Annotated in this window: 16 protein-coding genes and 1 tRNA gene; 13 read left to right on the top strand and 4 right to left on the bottom strand. The window is 65.4% G+C overall.

Annotated elements, in window-relative coordinates:
• Window positions 1–91 precede the first annotated feature (91 nt).
• Window positions 92–637: a LuxR C-terminal-related transcriptional regulator gene (locus tag HWW87_RS08890; RefSeq protein WP_012328362.1), complete on the bottom strand. Its 546-nt coding sequence runs from the start codon at window positions 635–637 to the stop codon at window positions 92–94.
• A 218-nt stretch (window positions 638–855) separates the two neighbouring features.
• On the opposite strand from HWW87_RS08890, the gene HWW87_RS08885 reads away from it, so the two are divergent.
• Complete coding sequence (locus HWW87_RS08885; protein ID WP_175819984.1) at window positions 856–1,560, top strand: CoA transferase subunit A; 705 nt, start codon at window positions 856–858, stop codon at window positions 1,558–1,560.
• 1 nt (window position 1,561) lies between these two features.
• Window positions 1,562–2,203 (top strand): CoA transferase subunit B, encoded by a 642-nt coding sequence (locus tag HWW87_RS08880; RefSeq protein ID WP_047900502.1) that lies wholly within the window; start codon window positions 1,562–1,564, stop codon window positions 2,201–2,203.
• Between the two features lie 76 nt (window positions 2,204–2,279).
• Here HWW87_RS08880 and HWW87_RS08875 read toward each other — a convergent pair whose 3' ends face one another.
• The 3 genes from HWW87_RS08875 to HWW87_RS08865 are packed head-to-tail and all read right to left on the bottom strand — an operon-like array spanning window position 2,280 to window position 4,622.
• Window positions 2,280–2,993 (bottom strand): SDR family oxidoreductase, encoded by a 714-nt coding sequence (locus tag HWW87_RS08875; protein WP_175819983.1) that lies wholly within the window; start codon window positions 2,991–2,993, stop codon window positions 2,280–2,282.
• A 49-nt stretch (window positions 2,994–3,042) separates the two neighbouring features.
• Window positions 3,043–4,053, bottom strand: a complete 1,011-nt coding sequence (locus HWW87_RS08870; RefSeq protein WP_175819982.1) for a polysaccharide deacetylase family protein — start codon at window positions 4,051–4,053, stop codon at window positions 3,043–3,045.
• Between the two features lie 11 nt (window positions 4,054–4,064).
• Window positions 4,065–4,622, bottom strand: a complete 558-nt coding sequence (locus HWW87_RS08865) for an ester cyclase (RefSeq protein WP_175819981.1) — start codon at window positions 4,620–4,622, stop codon at window positions 4,065–4,067.
• 134 nt (window positions 4,623–4,756) lie between these two features.
• Between HWW87_RS08865 and HWW87_RS08860 the strand changes: the two genes are divergently transcribed.
• The 11 genes from HWW87_RS08860 (at window position 4,757) to pheT (ending at window position 16,773) form a co-directional block, all read left to right on the top strand.
• Complete coding sequence (locus HWW87_RS08860; protein WP_175819980.1) at window positions 4,757–5,665, top strand: LysR family transcriptional regulator; 909 nt, start codon at window positions 4,757–4,759, stop codon at window positions 5,663–5,665.
• Window positions 5,666–5,788: 123 nt separating this feature from the next.
• Window positions 5,789–6,685: an alpha/beta hydrolase gene (locus HWW87_RS08855; RefSeq protein WP_175819979.1), complete on the top strand. Its 897-nt coding sequence runs from the start codon at window positions 5,789–5,791 to the stop codon at window positions 6,683–6,685.
• Window positions 6,686–6,764: 79 nt separating this feature from the next.
• On the top strand, window positions 6,765–7,118 hold the full coding sequence (locus tag HWW87_RS08850) for a RidA family protein (protein WP_175819978.1): 354 nt from the start codon (window positions 6,765–6,767) through the stop codon (window positions 7,116–7,118).
• A gap of 39 nt (window positions 7,119–7,157) precedes the next feature.
• Window positions 7,158–9,392, top strand: a complete 2,235-nt coding sequence (locus HWW87_RS08845) for a bifunctional (p)ppGpp synthetase/guanosine-3',5'-bis(diphosphate) 3'-pyrophosphohydrolase (RefSeq protein ID WP_175819977.1) — start codon at window positions 7,158–7,160, stop codon at window positions 9,390–9,392.
• Between the two features lie 84 nt (window positions 9,393–9,476).
• Window positions 9,477–9,553 (top strand) — tRNA-Val (locus tag HWW87_RS08840).
• 271 nt (window positions 9,554–9,824) lie between these two features.
• On the top strand, window positions 9,825–11,732 hold the full coding sequence (thrS, locus tag HWW87_RS08835) for a threonine--tRNA ligase (protein WP_175819976.1): 1,908 nt from the start codon (window positions 9,825–9,827) through the stop codon (window positions 11,730–11,732).
• 49 nt (window positions 11,733–11,781) lie between these two features.
• Window positions 11,782–12,306, top strand: a complete 525-nt coding sequence (gene infC, locus HWW87_RS08830) for a translation initiation factor IF-3 (RefSeq protein ID WP_174390844.1) — start codon at window positions 11,782–11,784, stop codon at window positions 12,304–12,306.
• A 191-nt stretch (window positions 12,307–12,497) separates the two neighbouring features.
• Complete coding sequence (gene rpmI / locus HWW87_RS08825) at window positions 12,498–12,695, top strand: 50S ribosomal protein L35 (RefSeq protein WP_004191477.1); 198 nt, start codon at window positions 12,498–12,500, stop codon at window positions 12,693–12,695.
• Window positions 12,696–12,725: 30 nt separating this feature from the next.
• Window positions 12,726–13,085 carry a 50S ribosomal protein L20 gene (rplT, locus tag HWW87_RS08820; protein ID WP_004192938.1) on the top strand — a complete coding sequence of 120 codons (360 nt, stop codon included), beginning with the start codon at window positions 12,726–12,728 and terminating at the stop codon, window positions 13,083–13,085.
• Between the two features lie 148 nt (window positions 13,086–13,233).
• Window positions 13,234–14,247: a phenylalanine--tRNA ligase subunit alpha gene (gene pheS / locus HWW87_RS08815; RefSeq protein ID WP_006486107.1), complete on the top strand. Its 1,014-nt coding sequence runs from the start codon at window positions 13,234–13,236 to the stop codon at window positions 14,245–14,247.
• A 96-nt stretch (window positions 14,248–14,343) separates the two neighbouring features.
• A complete protein-coding gene (gene pheT, locus HWW87_RS08810; RefSeq protein WP_175819975.1) occupies window positions 14,344–16,773 on the top strand; it encodes a phenylalanine--tRNA ligase subunit beta in 2,430 nt (809 codons plus the stop codon).
• The last annotated feature ends 15 nt before the right edge of the window (window positions 16,774–16,788 follow it).

Here is a 16,788-nt window from a genome sequence, read left to right as displayed (position 1 = left end):
CGGCGTGCCCGTCGCGCCATGCCCGTCGTTTCCGTCAATCGGCCGCCATGTGCGGCCGATTGTCATTCGAGCGCCGTCACGCAATGCACGTTCACTGCCCGAGCAGGCGCTGCAGCAGCTCCGGCGTATTGTTCGTCCCGTATTTGCGCATCAGCCGGGCGCGGTAGATGTCGACCGTGCGTGAGCTGATGTCGAGCACGCGCCCGATCTGCTTGCTGGTCTTGCCGGTCGCGAGCTGGGCGGCGATCTCGCGCTCGCGCGGGGTCAGCTCGACCGCGACGCGGCGCGTCGCGCTCAAGTCCTCGAAGGTCCAGACGCCGGCCGCGAGCGGTGCGGTGCGGTCGAGCGCGCGTCCCGTCACGTGGCACCAGAACAGCTCGCCGTCCGCGCGTTTCATGATTCTGTCATCCGAGTAGACGCCGTTCGCGACCATCACGCGTGCGATGCGCTCGCCGATTCGCTGGAATTCGTCCGTGGACGGGTAGAGCACCGCGTACGATTTTCCGATCAGGTCGGCCCGCGCGCAGCGGAAGATCGACGCGAGCGCGTCGTTGCAGTCCTCGATCACGCGGTCGCGCGACAGCACGAGGCCGAGCGGCGCGAGGTGGAAGGCGGTCTGGTAATCGAGATCGGGCATGGCGCAGGGAGGCGGAGGGAAATGCTTATGTATTTTTGCGTATTGTGCCGCATCAGCGCCGCATCGTACCCTTTCAGGCATCTCGCGGCGGTTGTCGCGACATAAAAAAGCGTGCCTCGACGCAGGCATCGCCGCGCATGCATAGAATGATGCGGCGGGCTTGCGCCACGTGGCGCGTGAACCGGTTTTGCTGGTTTCCATAAAGGAAGGGACAACAGATGAACAAAGTCTATCCAAGCGCGGCTGCCGCGCTGGAGGGGATCGTCCGCGACGGACAGACCTTCGCGGTGGGCGGCTTCGGCCTGTGCGGCATTCCCGAGGCGCTGATCGCGGCGTTGCGCGATTCGGCCGTCAAGGGCATCACCTGCATCAGCAACAACGCGGGCGTCGACGGTTTCGGCCTCGGCCTGCTGCTGGAAACGCGCCAGATCAAGAAGATGATCTCGTCGTACGTCGGCGAGAACAAGGAGTTCGAGCGCCAGTACCTGGCCGGCGAACTCGAGCTTGAATTCACGCCGCAGGGCACGCTCGCCGAAAAGCTGCGCGCGGGCGGCGCGGGCATCCCCGCGTTCTTCACGAATACCGGCTACGGCACCGTGATCGCGGAAGGCAAGGAAACGCGCCAGTTCGGCGATCGCCACTACGTGCTCGAGCCGTCGCTGACGGCCGACGTCGCGCTCGTGAAGGCGTGGAAGGCCGACAAGTCCGGCAACCTGATCTATCGCCGCACCGCGCGCAACTTCAACCCGATGTGCGCGATGGCCGGCAAGATCACCGTGGTGGAGGTCGAGGAGATCGTCGAGAACGGCACGTTCGATCCGGACCAGGTTCATACGCCGGGGATCTTCGTGCAGCGCATCGTGCTGAATGCGACGCCCGAAAAACGCATCGAACAACGCGTCGTACGCGCGAAAGGAGACTGACATGGCCTGGAATCGTGACCAGATGGCCGCGCGCGCGGCGAAGGAACTGCAGGACGGCTTCTACGTGAACCTCGGCATCGGCCTGCCGACGCTCGTCGCGAACCACGTGCCGGAAGGCGTCGAGGTGTGGCTGCAGTCGGAGAACGGCCTGCTCGGCATTGGCCCGTCGCCGACCGAAGACGAAGTCGACGCCGATCTCATCAACGCCGGCAAGCAGACCGTCACGACGCTGCCCGGTTCGTCGATCTTCTCGTCGGCCGATTCGTTCGCGATGATCCGCGGCGGTCACATCAACCTCGCGATCCTCGGCGCGATGCAGGTCAGCAAGCAGGGCGACCTCGCGAACTGGATGATCCCGGGCAAGATGATCAAGGGGATGGGCGGCGCGATGGACCTCGTCGCCGGCGTGAAGCGCGTCGTCGTGCTGATGGAGCATGTCGCGAAGGGCGACCAGCACAAGATCCTCGACGAATGCAACCTGCCGCTCACGGGTGTCGGCGTGGTCGACCTGATCATCACCGATCTCGGCGTGATCGAAGTGACGCCGGCCGGGTTGAAGGTGCTCGAGCTCGCCGACGGCGTGAGCGCCGACGAGATCCAGGCGAAGACGGGCGCGCCGCTCGACGTCAGCGCCGTGGCCTGAGCACTACCCTGGTGCGTCATCCTCGACGCCCCGCGTTCCCGACGGAACGCGGGGCGTTTTGCCATGACCGCACGCGTCACGCAATCGCGCCGCCGCCGTCGATCAGTACCGTCGAACCGGTCGCATAAGGCGTTGCCGCCAGATACAGGATCGCATTCGCGACATCCTCCGGCTGACCGACCCTGCGTGCCGGAAGCCGCTGGGCGGCGCCGGCGTACATCGCGTCGCGTGCGTCGGGCGCGAGCTTGTCCCACAGCGGCGTCGCGATCAGGCCCGGCGACACGGTGTTCACGCGAACCGGCGCCAGCTCGAGCGCCAGCCCGCGGGCGAGGGCCTCGAGCGCCGCATTGATCGCGCCTTGCAGCACCGACGACGCGCTCGGCCGCACGCTGAGGTAGCCCGACACGAACGTCAGCGAGCCGCCCGGCGCGATATCGATCGCGCGGGCGATGCGGTAGGCGCCCCAGAACTTGCTGTCCATTGCTGCTTGTGCGTCGGCGAGCGGCAGCGCACGGACCGCGCCCGTGGCCGTCTTCGCAGCCGAAATCACGACGTGGTCGAACTGGCCGGCGCGCGCGCAGAACGCATCGACGTCCGCCGTATCGGTGATGTCGAGCGTTTCGGTTCGCACGTGCGCGCCCGGTAGGGCGTCGATGTCGAACCTGCCTGGATCGCGCGACGCGATCGTCAGGCGCGCGCCGCGCCGCGCGAATGCGGTCGCGGTGGCGGCGCCGATGCCGGAGCTTCCGCCGACGACGAGTACGTTCTTTCCGTGGAGCGGATCATTCATGAAAGTCTTTCCTGGGTGATGAGTTGAACGGGAGTCGAACGGAATCCGGTCAGATCGTTTCGGTCTCGCGCAGCGTCGACGGGCTGTGCAACGCGAAGCGCGCAATGTCGTCCTTGCGCATGAAGGCGACGCCCGGGTGTGATCGAGCGTAGTGCAGGAACGCGTCCCACGCGCGGACCATCTGCGGCGTGCCGCTGATCCGGTCGTGCGCACTGATCGACATGAGTCTGCGCCGCTGCCCGGCTTCCGCGTACAGTTGGTCGAAATCGAGCTTGATCTGCTCGAGGAACATCGTCGGCGAGTAGTTGCGACCTTCGATCAGCAGGATGTCGTTGTTGCGCAGCGTGTACGGGACCACCACGAAATCGCGACCGCCGACGGTCTCGATGAACGGTTCGTCGCGACTGACGTCGTCGATGTGATACGCGTAGCCGAGCGCCTGCAGCAGCGGCAGCGTATGCGGTCCGCGCCGCAGCCAGTTGCAGTTGTAGCCGGTCGGGCGCTGGCCGGTCGCCGCTTCGACCATGTCGCGCGCTTCGGTCAGGAAGCGGCGCTCGTCGTCGCGGCTCATCGCGAATTGCGCACGCCACGTCGGGCCGTGCGCGGCGGCTTCGTGGCCGCGCGACACGATCTCGCGCGCCAGTTCGGGGTGCCGGCGGGCGGCTTCCCCGATCATGTGCGACGTCACTTTCACGCCGTGCCGGTCCCACAGATCGAGCAGGCGCGGAATCCCTTCCCGGTAGCCATACGCGAACCAGGTGGCCGAGGCGAGATCGACCGGCACCGACGGCGGGAACGCGACGGCCGGAAACGGGCTGTCCGCGCCCGTGGGCGGTTGTCCGCCCGCCTCGAACTGCATCGAGATCGAGATCACGATGCGCGCGCCGTCCGGCCAGAACGGCGTGGCGCCCGGTGCGGCGGGCGCCGGCGTCGGCGCGGCGGTGGCGGGCAGGGACGTGCCTGCGGCCAGCGTGACGCCGGCCGCGAGCCCGGCGCCGGCCTGGGCCAGGAACGTGCGGCGCGGCAGAGGCGTCGCGGGATGATCGTTATCGTGAGTCATCGTCCCCTCCGTCAGCCGACGAGCCCGAGCTGACGCATCAGCGTCAGGTTGTCCTCGATGTGCCAGTTTTCCGCGATCCGGCCGTGGTCGATCCGATAGATATCGGTCGCGATGAAGTCGATTGCCTGTCCGCGCCCGGCCGTTCCGTTGAAAGCACCGGTGAAATGCCCGCGGAAATGCAGGTGCACGACGACCCGGTCGCCTGCCACGATCATCTGTTCGATGTCGCAGCGCAGGTCCGGGATCGCACCACGCATCGTGCTGGAGGCCGCGAGCGGCCCCGATACGCCTTGTTCGCGGCCGGGCGGCAGCGTGCGGTCGGTGAAGCCGGCGGCGAGCGCCGCACGGGCGAGGGCGGGGTCGCCGGTATTCCAGAAGCTGCCGTAGCGACGCGCGGCCAGAATCTGCGCGCGGGCCTGCGCGGCCGGCAAGCCTGCCGCGACGGTCAGCGTGTGCGGCTCGACGAGATCGGCGGCACGGGAGGCGGCGGGCCAGAGCGCCACGACGCAAGCGGCTGCCGCGAATGCGTGCGCGACGGGGCGGGTGGCCGAACGGAGGCGGATCGACATGATTTCGGAGGTCCTGTGAAGGCGTCAGGCGACGACGCGGAACAGGTATGGTAGGTTTCCGTTCTGCATGCAAATACGGGCAAAAAACGAATGGATTCTTCGAAAAAAAGAAAGATTGGGGCGAGGCGGGCGCCATGACGCTGATCGACGATTTCCCGGCGCTCGATACTTTCGCGCGGATCGTGTCGGCCGGCAGCCTGTCGGCGGCGGCACGCGAGCTCGACCTGTCGTTGTCCGTCGTCAGCAAGCGGCTCGCGCATCTCGAGTCGCGGCTCGGCGTGCGCCTGCTGCACCGGACGACGCGGCAGCAAACGCTCACCGACGACGGCGCGCAGTTTCACGCGCAGGTGCTGCGCATCCTGGCCGAAGTCGAGCAGGCGGAAACGCTGATGCGCGATCGCCGCGGCACGGTCAGCGGCCTGCTGCGCGTGACGGCGCCCGGCGAGCTCGGCCGCCTGCGAATCGCGCCGCTCGTGGCGGCATTTCAGCAGCGGCATCCGCAATTGACCGTGCAACTGGTGCTGACCGATACGGTCGTCGATCTGCTCGCCTCCGACATCGATGTCGCCGTGCGGATCGGCAATCTTGCCGATTCGACGATGATCGCGCGCGAGCTGGCGCCGAACCATCGCGTGCTGTGCGCGTCGCCGGGTTATCTCGCGGCGCACGGGTCGCCGGCCCATCCGGCCGAGCTTCGTGCGCATCGATGCATCGTGATGGGCGACCAGCCGCGTGCCGAATGGCGGTTCGATGGCGCGCAAGGCGGCGTGGTGGTCGAGGTGACGGCCGCGCTGCTGACGAACGACGGCGGCGCGGCGCGCACGCTGGCGCTCGAAGGCGCGGGCATTGCGCTGAAGTCGATCTGGGACGTCGGCGCCGATCTCGACGCCGGCCGGCTCGTGCGGGTGCTGCCGGCCTTCGAGGCGTCCGCCGCGCCGCTGCATGCCGTCTATCCCGGCGGCCGTCACGTGCCGTTGCGCGTGCGGACATTCGTCGATTTCCTGCGCGAGCAGTTACGGGACGCGTGGCGCCGCCGCGATTGAACCCGTCCCGGGTGGTGGGCCGGGCGCGTGGCGCCCCGTTATTCGGAAGCGGTTTACAATCGTTTGCATCGGGCGTCGCAAGCGTTGCCCCGCGCGTCGCCCCCGTTCGACAGGATGCCAACGATGCCAACGACCCCAGCGAATTCCCCGGTTCCCCGCCAGCGGCGCGTGCAGTGTGCGAGCGCGGCCGGCCTTCACCACGTCGCCTATACGGAGTGGGGCGATCCCGCGAATTCGCGCGTGCTCGTCTGCGTGCACGGCCTGACCCGCTCCGGACGCGATTTCGACCGGCTTGCCGCCGCGCTGTCCGATACGTATCGCGTCGTCTGCCCCGATGTCGCCGGGCGTGGCCGGTCCGACCGGCTGGCCGATCCGCGGCTCTATGCGATTCCGCAATACGTGGCCGACATGGTGACGCTGATCGCACGGCTCGACGTGGAATCGGTCGACTGGTTCGGCACGTCGATGGGCGGCCTGATCGGCATGGCGCTCGCCGGGCTGCCCGGTTCGCCGCTGCGCCGGATGATCGTCAACGACGTCGGCCCGCGCATCGAGCCCGATTCGCTGACGCGCATCGGCGAGTACCTCGGCGTGCAGCCGCGCTTTGCGACCGAGCAGGAGGGGATCGACTATCTGACGTCGCTGTCGCTGCCGTTCGGCGCGCTGAGCGCCGATGAGTGGCGCGAAATCAACGGGCCGCTGCTGCACGAACTGCCCGAAGGCAGCTGGACGATGCGCTACGATCCGCGCATCGCCGAGCCGTTCAAGGCGACGACGCCCGAACTGGCCGCGCTCGGCGAGGCCGCGCTGTGGCGCGCGATCGAGACGACGGACGCGGCGCTGCTCGTCGTGCGCGGCGAGACGTCCGACTTGCTGTCGCGCGAGACGGCGGCCGAAATGGTCCGGCGCGGCCGGCATGTGACGCAGGTCGAGATTCCGGGGGCGGGCCACGCGCCGGCGTTCGTCAGCGCCGACCAGATCGCGCTCGCGCGGCGGTTTTTCGTCGAAGGCGACGCATAAACGCGTCATAATATGCGGTTCGGCGGCGCGCGGGCCGTGCCGCCGCCCGATTCCTTACCCATCACGACCGGAACATTTCATGGCAGTCATTCGTCACCACGTCGGGGCCCGTCTCTCCGAAACCGCGATCCACAACGGTACCGTGTATCTGGCCGGCCAGATCGCCGAAGACACCACGCAGGACATCCGCGGCCAGACGCGCGAAGTGCTCGGCCACATCGACCGCCTGCTCGCCGAAGCGAACAGCGACAACGCGCATCTGCTGTCGGTGCAGATCTACATCTCGGATCTTGCGAACTTCGAAGGCATGAATGCGGAGTGGGATGCATGGGTCGCACCGGGCAACACGCCGCCGCGCGCCACCGTCGAGGCGAAGCTCGCCGATCCGGCGCTGCTCGTCGAGATCGTGGTCGTCGCCGCGCAGCGGAGCTGAGCGTTATCCGACGATGACCGTATTCCGGCAGGCCGTGCAATGACCGAATCCGTTTCCGCCTCTCCCGTCGCGGCGCCGTCGTTCGACGACGTGCTCGCGTTCGTGCGCGAGCGGGCCGGCGACGCGCGCCTGTCGTCCGGCGAGCTGCTCGCCGATCACTCGGCGGGCACGGCGTCGATCATGCGCACGCTGAACGTCGATCCGTCCGCGATGCAGGCCGCTGCGCTGTTCGTGCTGACGCCGCATCTGAGCGACCCCGAGCGCGAGCTGACCGAGCGTTTCGGCGACGAAGTCGCGCGGCTCGTGTCCGACGTGCGCAAGCTGTTGCGGCTCGGCACCGTCAGCCTGCGCGTCGCGCAGAACGCGAAGCCCGACTCCGGGCGCGACGCGGCGGAAGAGCGGCGCACGCAGATCGAGGCGCTGCGCAAGATGCTGCTCGCCTTCGCGCAGGACATCCGCGTGGTGCTGATCCGGCTCGCGTCGCGGTTGCAGTCGCTGCGCTACTACGCGGCCGCGAAGATCGATCCGCCGCCCGACGTCGCGCGCGAGACGCTCGAGATCTATGCGCCGCTCGCGAACCGTCTCGGTATCTGGCAGCTGAAGTGGGAACTCGAGGATCTCGCGTTCCGCTTCGAGGATCCCGTCACCTACAAGCGGATCGCGAAGCTGCTCGACGAGAAGCGCATCGAGCGCGAGGCGTACGTCACGCAGGCGATCGCGCGGCTGCAGCACGAGCTTGCGGAAGCGCACATCCAGGCCGACGTGAGCGGTCGGCCGAAGCATATCTACAGCATCTGGCGCAAGATGCGCGGCAAGGAGCTCGATTTCTCCGAGCTGTACGACGTGCGCGCGTTTCGCGTGATCGTGCCCGACATCAAGGATTGCTACGCGGTGCTCGGCATCGTGCATCACCTGTGGCAGCCGGTGCCGAAGGAATTCGACGACTACATCTCGCGGCCGAAGCCGAACGGCTATAAGTCGCTGCATACGGTCGTGATCGGCGACGACGGCCGTGCATTCGAAGTGCAGATCCGCACGCAGGAGATGCATCGTTTCGCCGAGTACGGCGTCGCCGCGCACTGGCGCTACAAGGAGGCCGGCGCGCGCGGTTATGGCGGCCAGTTCTCGGCGAGCGACAAGTACGACGAGAAGATCGCGTGGCTGCGCCAGTTGCTCGCGTGGAAGGACGACGTCGAGGACGGCACCGAAGTGTCGGGCGACCAGGCGTGGGCGCAATTGCGCGAGACGTCGCTCGACGACGACCACATCTACGTGCTGACGCCGCAGGCGCGCGTGATCGCGCTGCCGCAGGGCGCGACGCCGGTCGATTTCGCGTATCACCTGCACAGCGAGCTCGGTCATCGCTGCCGCGGCGCGCGCGTCGACGGCGTGATGGTGCCGCTGAATACGTCGCTCGCGAACGGCCAGACGGTCGAGATCGTCGCGGTGAAGGAAGGCGGGCCGTCGCGCGACTGGCTGAACCTGCAGCTCGGTTACCTGAAGAGCTCGCGCGCGCGGCAGAAGGTGCGTGCGTGGTTCAACTCGATCGAGCAGGAAGAGAACGTCGCGCACGGCCGCGCGCTCGTCGAAAAGACGCTGCAGCGCGAGGGCAAGACGTCGGTCAACCTGGACAACCTCGCCGCGAAGCTCGGCTTCAAGTCGCCCGAGGAGCTGTTCTCGGTCGTCGGCAAGGAAGAATTCAGCCTGCGCAACGTCGAGCACGCGCTGTCCGATGCGCCGCCGCCGGAACCGGCGCCCGAGGCGCCGGCCGATTTCGAGAAGCGCAGCAGCGGCGCGAGCGTCGCGCACGGTGCGTCGACCGGCGTGCTGGTGGTGGGCGTCGACGCGCTGCTGACGCAACTGGCGCGCTGCTGCCGTCCGGCGCCGCCCGATCCGATCAGCGGTTTCGTCACGCGCGGCAAGGGCATGTCGATCCATCGCACCGACTGCCCGACGTTTCGCCGGATGGTCGAGCGCGCGCCGGAGCGCGTGCTGCAGACAACCTGGTCGGCCGACGTGCTGGGCGGGCGCGGCGCGTCCGTCTATCCGGTCGACCTGATGATCGAGGCGAGCGACCGGCAAGGGTTGCTGCGCGATATCTCCGAAGTGTTCGCGCGCGAAAAGATCAACGTCGTGGGCGTGAAGACGCAGAGCCGCCGCAATGCGGCATTCATGCAGTTCACGGTCGAGGTATCGAATTCGGCGCAGGTGCAGCGCGCGTGCACGCTGCTCGGCGAAGTGCAGGGCGTCGTGCGGGCAGGGCGGAAATCGTGATGGGGCTGGAACAGCGGTATTTTGCTGCAACCGCATAAAACACTTGCCAAGCCGGCAGCAGCCCCATATAATCTTAGCTTCTCTAGGCTCGTAGCTCAGCTGGTTAGAGCACCACCTTGACATGGTGGGGGTCGTTGGTTCGAGTCCAATCGAGCCTACCAACGAATTGAGAATGCCCGGCCTCCGGGTGTTCGATGCAGTACACAACTCAACGCGAACAAGGCGAATACGGTTATGACACCGCGAACGTTGACCGAAACCACTTCGGAGCGACGCTAGTCGAGGAACGTTTTCGCCCTTTCAGTTTGAGTGAAGTATCGAATGCGGCCCCTCGAAAGCGGGGCCGCATTTTTTTTGTCGCGAATTTTTCACGCGTGAGTTTGATCTCGCGTGCCTGGTCTGCCGCCCACTGTCGGCATCACGGAGAATGCTATGGTTTCGATACGCTTGCCTGACGGCTCAGTTCGACAATACGAGCATCCGGTGACAGTTGCCGAGGTTGCGGCCTCGATCGGTCCCGGCCTTGCTAAGGCTGCGCTTGGTGGCAAGCTCGATGGCGAGCTCGTTGATACGTCGACGGTGATCGACCGCGATGCGTCGCTCGCGATCGTCACGGACAAGGATGCCGACGGCCTCGACATCATCCGCCACTCGACCGCCCACTTGCTCGCGTACGCGGTGAAGGAACTGTATCCGGACGCGCAGGTGACGATCGGCCCGGTGATCGACAACGGTTTCTATTACGACTTCTCGTACAACCGCCCGTTTACGCCGGAAGATCTCGAAAAGATCGAAAAGCGCATGCAGGAACTCGCGAAGAAGGACGAGCCGGTCACGCGCCGCGTCGTGTCGCGCGACGAGGCGGCCGGTTACTTCCGCAGCATCGGCGAGAAGTACAAGGCCGAGATCATCGAATCGATTCCGCAAAGCGACGAAATCAAGCTGTACTCGCACGGCGGCTTCACCGATCTGTGCCGCGGCCCGCACGTGCCGTCCACCGGCAAGCTGAAGGTCTTCAAGCTGATGAAGGTCGCGGGCGCGTACTGGCGCGGCGATTCGAAGAACGAGCAGCTGCAGCGCATCTACGGCACGGCCTGGACGAAGAAGGAAGACCAGGATCAGTACCTGCACATGCTCGAGGAAGCGGAAAAGCGCGACCACCGCAAGCTGGGCAAGCAGCTCGACCTGTTCCACATGCAGGAAGAGTCGCCGGGCATGGTGTTCTGGCATCCGAAGGGCTGGGCGCTGTGGCAGCAGGTCGAGCAATACATGCGCCGCCGCGTCAACGAAGCCGGCTATCTCGAGATCAAGACGCCGATGATCATGGACCGCTCGCTGTGGGAAGCGTCGGGTCACTGGCAGAACTACCGCGAGAACATGTTCACGACGGAGTCGGAGAAGCGCGACTACGCGATCAAGCCGATGAACTGCCCGGGCCACGTCCAGGTGTTCAAGCACGGTCTGCGCTCGTATCGCGACCTGCCGCTGCGCTACGCCGAATTCGGCTCGTGCCACCGCAACGAGGCGTCGGGCGCGCTGCACGGCCTGATGCGCGTGCGCGGCTTCGTGCAGGACGATGCGCACATCTTCTGTACGGAAGACCAGATCATTGCCGAGTCGATCGCGTTCAACAAACTCGCGATGAGCGTGTACAGCGATTTCGGCTTCGACCACATCGACATCAAGCTGTCGCTGCGCCCGGAGCAGCGCATGGGTTCGGACGAAACCTGGGATCGTGCCGAGCAGGGGCTGCGCGAAGCGCTGACGGCCTGCGGCCTCACGTGGGAAGAGTTGCCGGGTGAGGGCGCGTTCTACGGCCCGAAGATCGAGTACCACATCAAGGATGCGCTCGGCCGTTCGTGGCAGTGCGGCACGCTGCAGCTCGACATGATGCTGCCGGAGCGCCTCGGCGCCGAGTACGTGGCGGAAGACAACAGCCGCCGCCGGCCGGTGATGCTGCACCGCGCGATCGTCGGTTCGATGGAGCGTTTCCTCGGCATTTTGATCGAGCACCACGCTGGTGCAATGCCGGCCTGGCTCGCGCCGTACCAGGCAATTGTGCTCAATATCGCCGAAAGTCAGGCCGAATATGCGCAGTCTCTGACCCAATCGTTGCAAAAACAAGGGGTTAGAGTAGCGGGCGATTTGCGCAACGAGAAGATTAGCTATAAAATACGCGAGCACACGCTGGAAAAGGTGCCTTATCTCCTCGTCGTGGGCGATAAGGAGCGTGATGCGCAAACGGTAGCCGTGCGTGCCCGTGGCGGCGTCGATCTTGGCGTTATGCCGGTCGAAGCCTTCGTTGAGCGTCTGCAGGAAGACCTGCGCTCGTTCAAGTAGCCACCCTGGCAGCGCGGCTCGTTTTTTTAATTTTTAGAGGAAACGTAACATCGCTACTGATAAGTCGTCGCATCGCATCAACGGTGAAATCAATGCGCCGGAAGTGCGTCTGGTCGGGCTCGAGAACGAACCGCTCGGTATCGTAAAACTCGCTGATGCTTTCCGTAAATCGGAAGAACTGGATGTTGACCTGGTGGAAATCGCGCCGCAAGCGGTTCCCCCGGTTTGCCGTCTGATGGATTACGGCAAGTTCAAGTACCAGGAATCGAAGAAGCAGCACGAAGCGAAGCTGAAGCAGAAGGTCATCCAGGTGAAGGAAGTCAAGTTCCGCCCGGGTACCGATGACGGGGATTACAACGTCAAGCTCCGCAATCTCGTGCGCTTCCTCGAAGAGGGCGACAAGACGAAGATCACGTTGCGTTTCCGCGGCCGCGAAATGGCTCACCAGGAAATCGGTATGCGGATGCTTGAGCGTCTGCGCACGGATCTCGAGGAAGTCGGCCAGGTCGAGCAGATGCCGAAGATGGAAGGGCGCCAGATGATCATGGTGCTCTCGCCGAAGAAAAAGAAGTAACGGGCCCGCGCGCATCGCGCGCAGGTTCGACAGTGGTTCGGTGCGTTGCCCGGTCAGGGCGGCGCGCCAGCAATGACGGCGGCTGCGCAAGCGGGTCGCCGTACACAAGTGGAGTTGGGTTTCGAAGGGCGGGTCAAGGGCGCAAGCCAACCGCACACCCATCGCCATCTAATAAACTGGAGTTGTTCGTCATGCCTAAGATGAAGACCAAGAAGAGCGCTGCAAAGCGCTTCGTGGTGCGTCCGGGCGGTACCGTCAAGCGCGGTCAAGCCTTCAAGCGCCACATCCTGACCAAGAAAACCACGAAGAACAAGCGCCATCTGCGCGGCGCAACGGCAGTTCATGATTCCGATCTGAACTCCGTCCGCGCGATGCTCCCGTTCGCGTAACCCCTCAACCGATACTCCAAGGAGAGAAACATGCCTCGAGTCAAACGTGGGGTAACCGCACGGGCCCGCCACAAGAAGATCATCAACCTGGCCAAGGGTTATCGCGGCCGCCGCAATAACGTCTACCGCATCGCCAAGCAGGCGGTGATGCGCGCTGGTCAGTACGCGTACCGCGATCGCCGCAACAAGAAGCGTGTGTTCCGCGCACTGTGGATCACGCGTATCAACGCGGCAGTTCGCCAGCACGACATGACCTACAGCGTGTTCATCAACGGCCTGAAGAAGGCGTCGATCGAACTCGACCGTAAGGTCCTGGCCGACATGGCGGTGTTCGACAAGGCTGCTTTTGCTGCGATCGTCAAGCAGGTGAAAGCCGCCGTTGCAGCCTAATTGCGAAATTAGCACTGCGTGGTTAGTTGCAGCGAGGTTCCGGTAGTCTCGGCCGCTGCAGCGAAAACGGGGCTCTTCCGAGCCCCTTTTTTGTTTGGTGGGCGGTTTCGCTCGCCAAGACCGAATGACGTTGGAAATGATGGGATCTATGGATCTGGACCAGATTGTCGCCGACGCGCAGCAGTCCTTCGAACAGGCTGCCGACATCACCACGCTCGAAAACGAGAAAGCGCGATTTCTCGGCAAATCGGGTGCGCTGACCGAGTTGCTGAAGGGCCTCGGCAAGCTCGATCCCGAAGCACGCAAGACCGAAGGCGCACGCATCAACGTCGCGAAGCAGCAGGTTGAAGCCGCGCTCACCGCCCGTCGCCAGGCACTGGCCGACGCGCTGCTGAATCAGCGCCTCACTGCCGAAGCGATCGACGTGACGTTGCCGGGCCGTGGCGCCGGCGCAGGCAGCCTGCACCCGGTGATGCGCACGTGGGAGCGTGTCGAACAGATTTTCGGCTCGATCGGTTTCGATGTGGCCGACGGCCCCGAAATCGAGACCGACTGGTACAACTTCACGTCGCTGAACAGCCCGGAGAACCATCCGGCGCGTTCGATGCAGGACACCTTCTACGTCGAAGGCAAGGATGCCGACGGTCGCCAGCTGCTGCTGCGCACGCACACGAGCCCGATGCAGGTGCGTTATGCGCGCATGAACCGTCCGCCGATCAAGGTGATCGCGCCGGGCCGCACGTATCGCGTCGACAGCGATGCGACCCACTCGCCGATGTTCAATCAGGTCGAGGGGCTGTGGATCGACGAAAACATCAGCTTCGCCGACCTCAAGGGCGTCTATACCGACTTCCTGAAAAAATTCTTCGAGCGCGACGACATCCTCGTGCGCTTCCGTCCGTCGTATTTCCCGTTCACGGAACCGTCGGCCGAGATCGACATGATGTTCGAGCAAGGCAAGAACGCCGGCAAGTGGCTCGAAATTTCCGGCTCGGGGCAGGTGCATCCGACCGTGATCCGCAACATGGGCCTCGACCCCGAGCGCTACATCGGTTTCGCGTTCGGCAGCGGCCTCGAGCGCCTGACGATGCTGCGCTACGGCGTCCAGGATCTCCGGCTGTTCTTCGAGAACGACCTGCGTTTCCTGCGCCAGTTCGCATAACGCCGCTCGCCGCGCCGACCTGTGCCCGCGCACGCCCCGACGGACGTTTCCGAGGGGCCCGGGCGTCGATCTAACCTGTTTCGAACGTAGACATCCATGCAATTCCCTGAATCCTGGTTGAGAACCTTTGTCGACCCGCAGCTGACGACCGACGCACTGTCGCACGCGCTGACGATGGCGGGGCTCGAAGTCGAATCGCTGAGCAAGGCTGCGCCGCCGACGTCGAAGATCGTCGTCGGCCGCGTGCTCGAAGTCGTCAAGCATCCGGATGCGGACAAGCTCAATGTCTGCCAGGTCGACGCCGGCACCGGCGCGACGCTGAACATCGTCTGCGGCGCGCCGAACGTGGCGCCCGGCATCAAGGTGCCGGTCGCGCTGGTCGGCGCGGAACTGCCGCCGGCGGAAGAGGGCGGCAAGCCGTTCGCGATCAAGCTGTCGAAGCTGCGCGGCGTGGAGAGCCAGGGGATGCTGTGCTCGGCGCGCGAGCTGAAATTGTCCGAGGATCACAGCGGGCTGCTGATCCTGCCGGAAGACACGCCGATCGGCCAGGACATCCGCGAAACCCTCAATCTCGACGACACGATCTTCGAAATCAAGCTGACGCCGAACAAGGCCGACTGCCTGTCGGTGTTCGGGATCGCGCGCGAGACGGCCGCGATCACCGGCGCGCCGCTGACGCCGGTCGACATCCGCCCGGTGAACGTCGAGCTCGACGAAACGCTGCCGGTGCGCATTGCCGCGCCCGATCTGTGCGGCCGCTTCTCGGGTCGCGTGATCCGCGGCGTGAACGCGCATGCGAAGACGCCGCAGTGGATGGTCGAGCGCCTCGAGCGTTCGGGCCAGCGCAGCGTGTCCGCGCTCGTCGACATCTCGAACTACGTGATGTTCGAACTCGGCCGCCCGTCGCACGTGTTCGATCTCGACAAGATCCACGGCGGCATCGAGGTGCGCTGGGGCAAGCGCGGCGAATCGCTGAAGCTGCTCAACGGCAACACGGTCGAACTCGACGAAACGGTCGGCGTGATTGCGGACGACCGGCAGGTCGAAAGCCTGGCCGGCATCATGGGGGGCGACAGCACGGCCGTCACGCTCGATACGACCAACATCTACCTGGAAGCCGCGTTCTGGTGGCCGGACAGCATCCGCGGCCGCGCGCGCAAGTACAACTTCTCGACCGATGCGGCCCATCGCTTCGAGCGCGGCGTCGACTACGCGACGACCGTCGAGCACGTCGAGCGCATCACGCAGCTGATTCTCGACATCTGCGGCGGCAAGGCCGGCCCGGTCGACGATCAGGCGGTGAACCTGCCGCAGCGCGCGCCGGTGAAGATGCGCGTGTCGCGCGCGAACCGCATCATCGGCGTGAAGATCGACGCCGACGAGATCGCGGACATCTTCACGCGCCTCGGCCTGCCGTTCGAGCGTGAAGACGACGCGTTCCTCGTCACGCCGCCGTCGCACCGGTTCGACATCGAGATCGAGGAAGACCTGATCGAGGAAGTGGCGCGCATCTACGGCTTCGAGAAGATTCCGGCGCGGCCGCCGGTCGCGACGAGCGAAATGCGCGCGACCCACGAGACGCGGCGTTCGATCCACGATATCCGTCACGCGCTCGCCGCGCGCGACTACGCGGAAACCGTCAACTTCAGCTTCGTCGATGCGGAGTGGGAGCAGGATTTCGCGGGCAACGACAACCCGATCCGGCTGCTGAACCCGATCGCGAGCCAGCTTTCGGTCATGCGCACGACGCTGTTCGGCAGCCTGATCGCCGTGCTGCGCCACAACCTGAACCGCCGAGCCGATCGTGTGCGCGTGTTCGAATCGGGGCGTGTGTTCGTCGCCGATCCGTCGGTGAAGGCCGGCGAGCTGGCGGTCGAAGGTCACGCGCAGCCGAAGCGCGTCGGCGCGCTGGCGTATGGTCCGGCATTCGACGAGCAGTGGGGCGTGGCGACCCGCGCGGTCGATTTCTTCGACGTGAAGGGCGATCTCGAGGCGCTGCTCGCGCCAGCGGTTGCACGCTTCGTGAAGGCCGAGCATCCGGCCCTTCATCCGGGCCGCAGCGCGCGCATCGAGGTCGATGGCCGCGCGGTCGGCTGGATCGGCGAGCTGCATCCGCGGCTGATGCAGAAGTACGAGCTGCCGCACGCGCCGGTGATGTTCGAGATCGACGCGGACGCGCTGATTGCACGTGCGCTGCCCGCGCCGACCGACGTGTCGAAATTCCCGCCGGTCCGTCGCGATATCGCCGTTGTCGTCGATCAGGCGGTCGAGGTTCAGGCACTTTTCGACGAAATGAAGAAGGCGCTTGCCGAAGAGGCCTGCCGATTCGTTCAGAAGGTTGTACTCTTCGACGAATTTCGTGCAAAATCAAATACTTCCGGTGGTCTTGCCGCGAACGAGAAGAGCCTTGCCTTCCGCGTGACGCTGCAGGACGCGGCTGGCACGCTGCAGGACGAGGTCGTCGATCAGGCGATCCAGACGCTGGTCGAGCGGATGGCTCGTGCCGGTGCGCGCCTGCGCGGCTAAGGAGAGGGCCGGCCC

This window comes from Burkholderia sp. BCC0419, assembly GCF_902830285.1.
Classification (GTDB): Bacteria; Pseudomonadota; Gammaproteobacteria; order Burkholderiales; family Burkholderiaceae; genus Burkholderia.
This window is presented reverse-complemented; position numbering and strand designations above follow the sequence as displayed.

What these genes read in the sequence shown, in the direction of transcription:
- HWW87_RS08890 (WP_012328362.1), bottom strand. Translation starts at nt 637, where the DNA reads ATGCCCGATCTCGATTACCAGACCGCCTTCCACCTCGCGCCGCTCGGC.
- HWW87_RS08885 (WP_175819984.1), top strand. Translation starts at nt 856, where the DNA reads ATGAACAAAGTCTATCCAAGCGCGGCTGCCGCGCTGGAGGGGATCGTC.
- HWW87_RS08880 (WP_047900502.1), top strand. Translation starts at nt 1,562, where the DNA reads ATGGCCTGGAATCGTGACCAGATGGCCGCGCGCGCGGCGAAGGAACTG.
- HWW87_RS08875 (WP_175819983.1), bottom strand. Translation starts at nt 2,993, where the DNA reads ATGAATGATCCGCTCCACGGAAAGAACGTACTCGTCGTCGGCGGAAGC.
- HWW87_RS08870 (WP_175819982.1), bottom strand. Translation starts at nt 4,053, where the DNA reads ATGACTCACGATAACGATCATCCCGCGACGCCTCTGCCGCGCCGCACG.
- HWW87_RS08865 (WP_175819981.1), bottom strand. Translation starts at nt 4,622, where the DNA reads ATGTCGATCCGCCTCCGTTCGGCCACCCGCCCCGTCGCGCACGCATTC.
- HWW87_RS08860 (WP_175819980.1), top strand. Translation starts at nt 4,757, where the DNA reads ATGACGCTGATCGACGATTTCCCGGCGCTCGATACTTTCGCGCGGATC.
- HWW87_RS08855 (WP_175819979.1), top strand. Translation starts at nt 5,789, where the DNA reads ATGCCAACGACCCCAGCGAATTCCCCGGTTCCCCGCCAGCGGCGCGTG.
- HWW87_RS08850 (WP_175819978.1), top strand. Translation starts at nt 6,765, where the DNA reads ATGGCAGTCATTCGTCACCACGTCGGGGCCCGTCTCTCCGAAACCGCG.
- HWW87_RS08845 (WP_175819977.1), top strand. Translation starts at nt 7,158, where the DNA reads ATGACCGAATCCGTTTCCGCCTCTCCCGTCGCGGCGCCGTCGTTCGAC.
- thrS (WP_175819976.1), top strand. Translation starts at nt 9,825, where the DNA reads ATGGTTTCGATACGCTTGCCTGACGGCTCAGTTCGACAATACGAGCAT.
- rpmI (WP_004191477.1), top strand. Translation starts at nt 12,498, where the DNA reads ATGCCTAAGATGAAGACCAAGAAGAGCGCTGCAAAGCGCTTCGTGGTG.
- rplT (WP_004192938.1), top strand. Translation starts at nt 12,726, where the DNA reads ATGCCTCGAGTCAAACGTGGGGTAACCGCACGGGCCCGCCACAAGAAG.
- pheS (WP_006486107.1), top strand. Translation starts at nt 13,234, where the DNA reads ATGGATCTGGACCAGATTGTCGCCGACGCGCAGCAGTCCTTCGAACAG.
- pheT (WP_175819975.1), top strand. Translation starts at nt 14,344, where the DNA reads ATGCAATTCCCTGAATCCTGGTTGAGAACCTTTGTCGACCCGCAGCTG.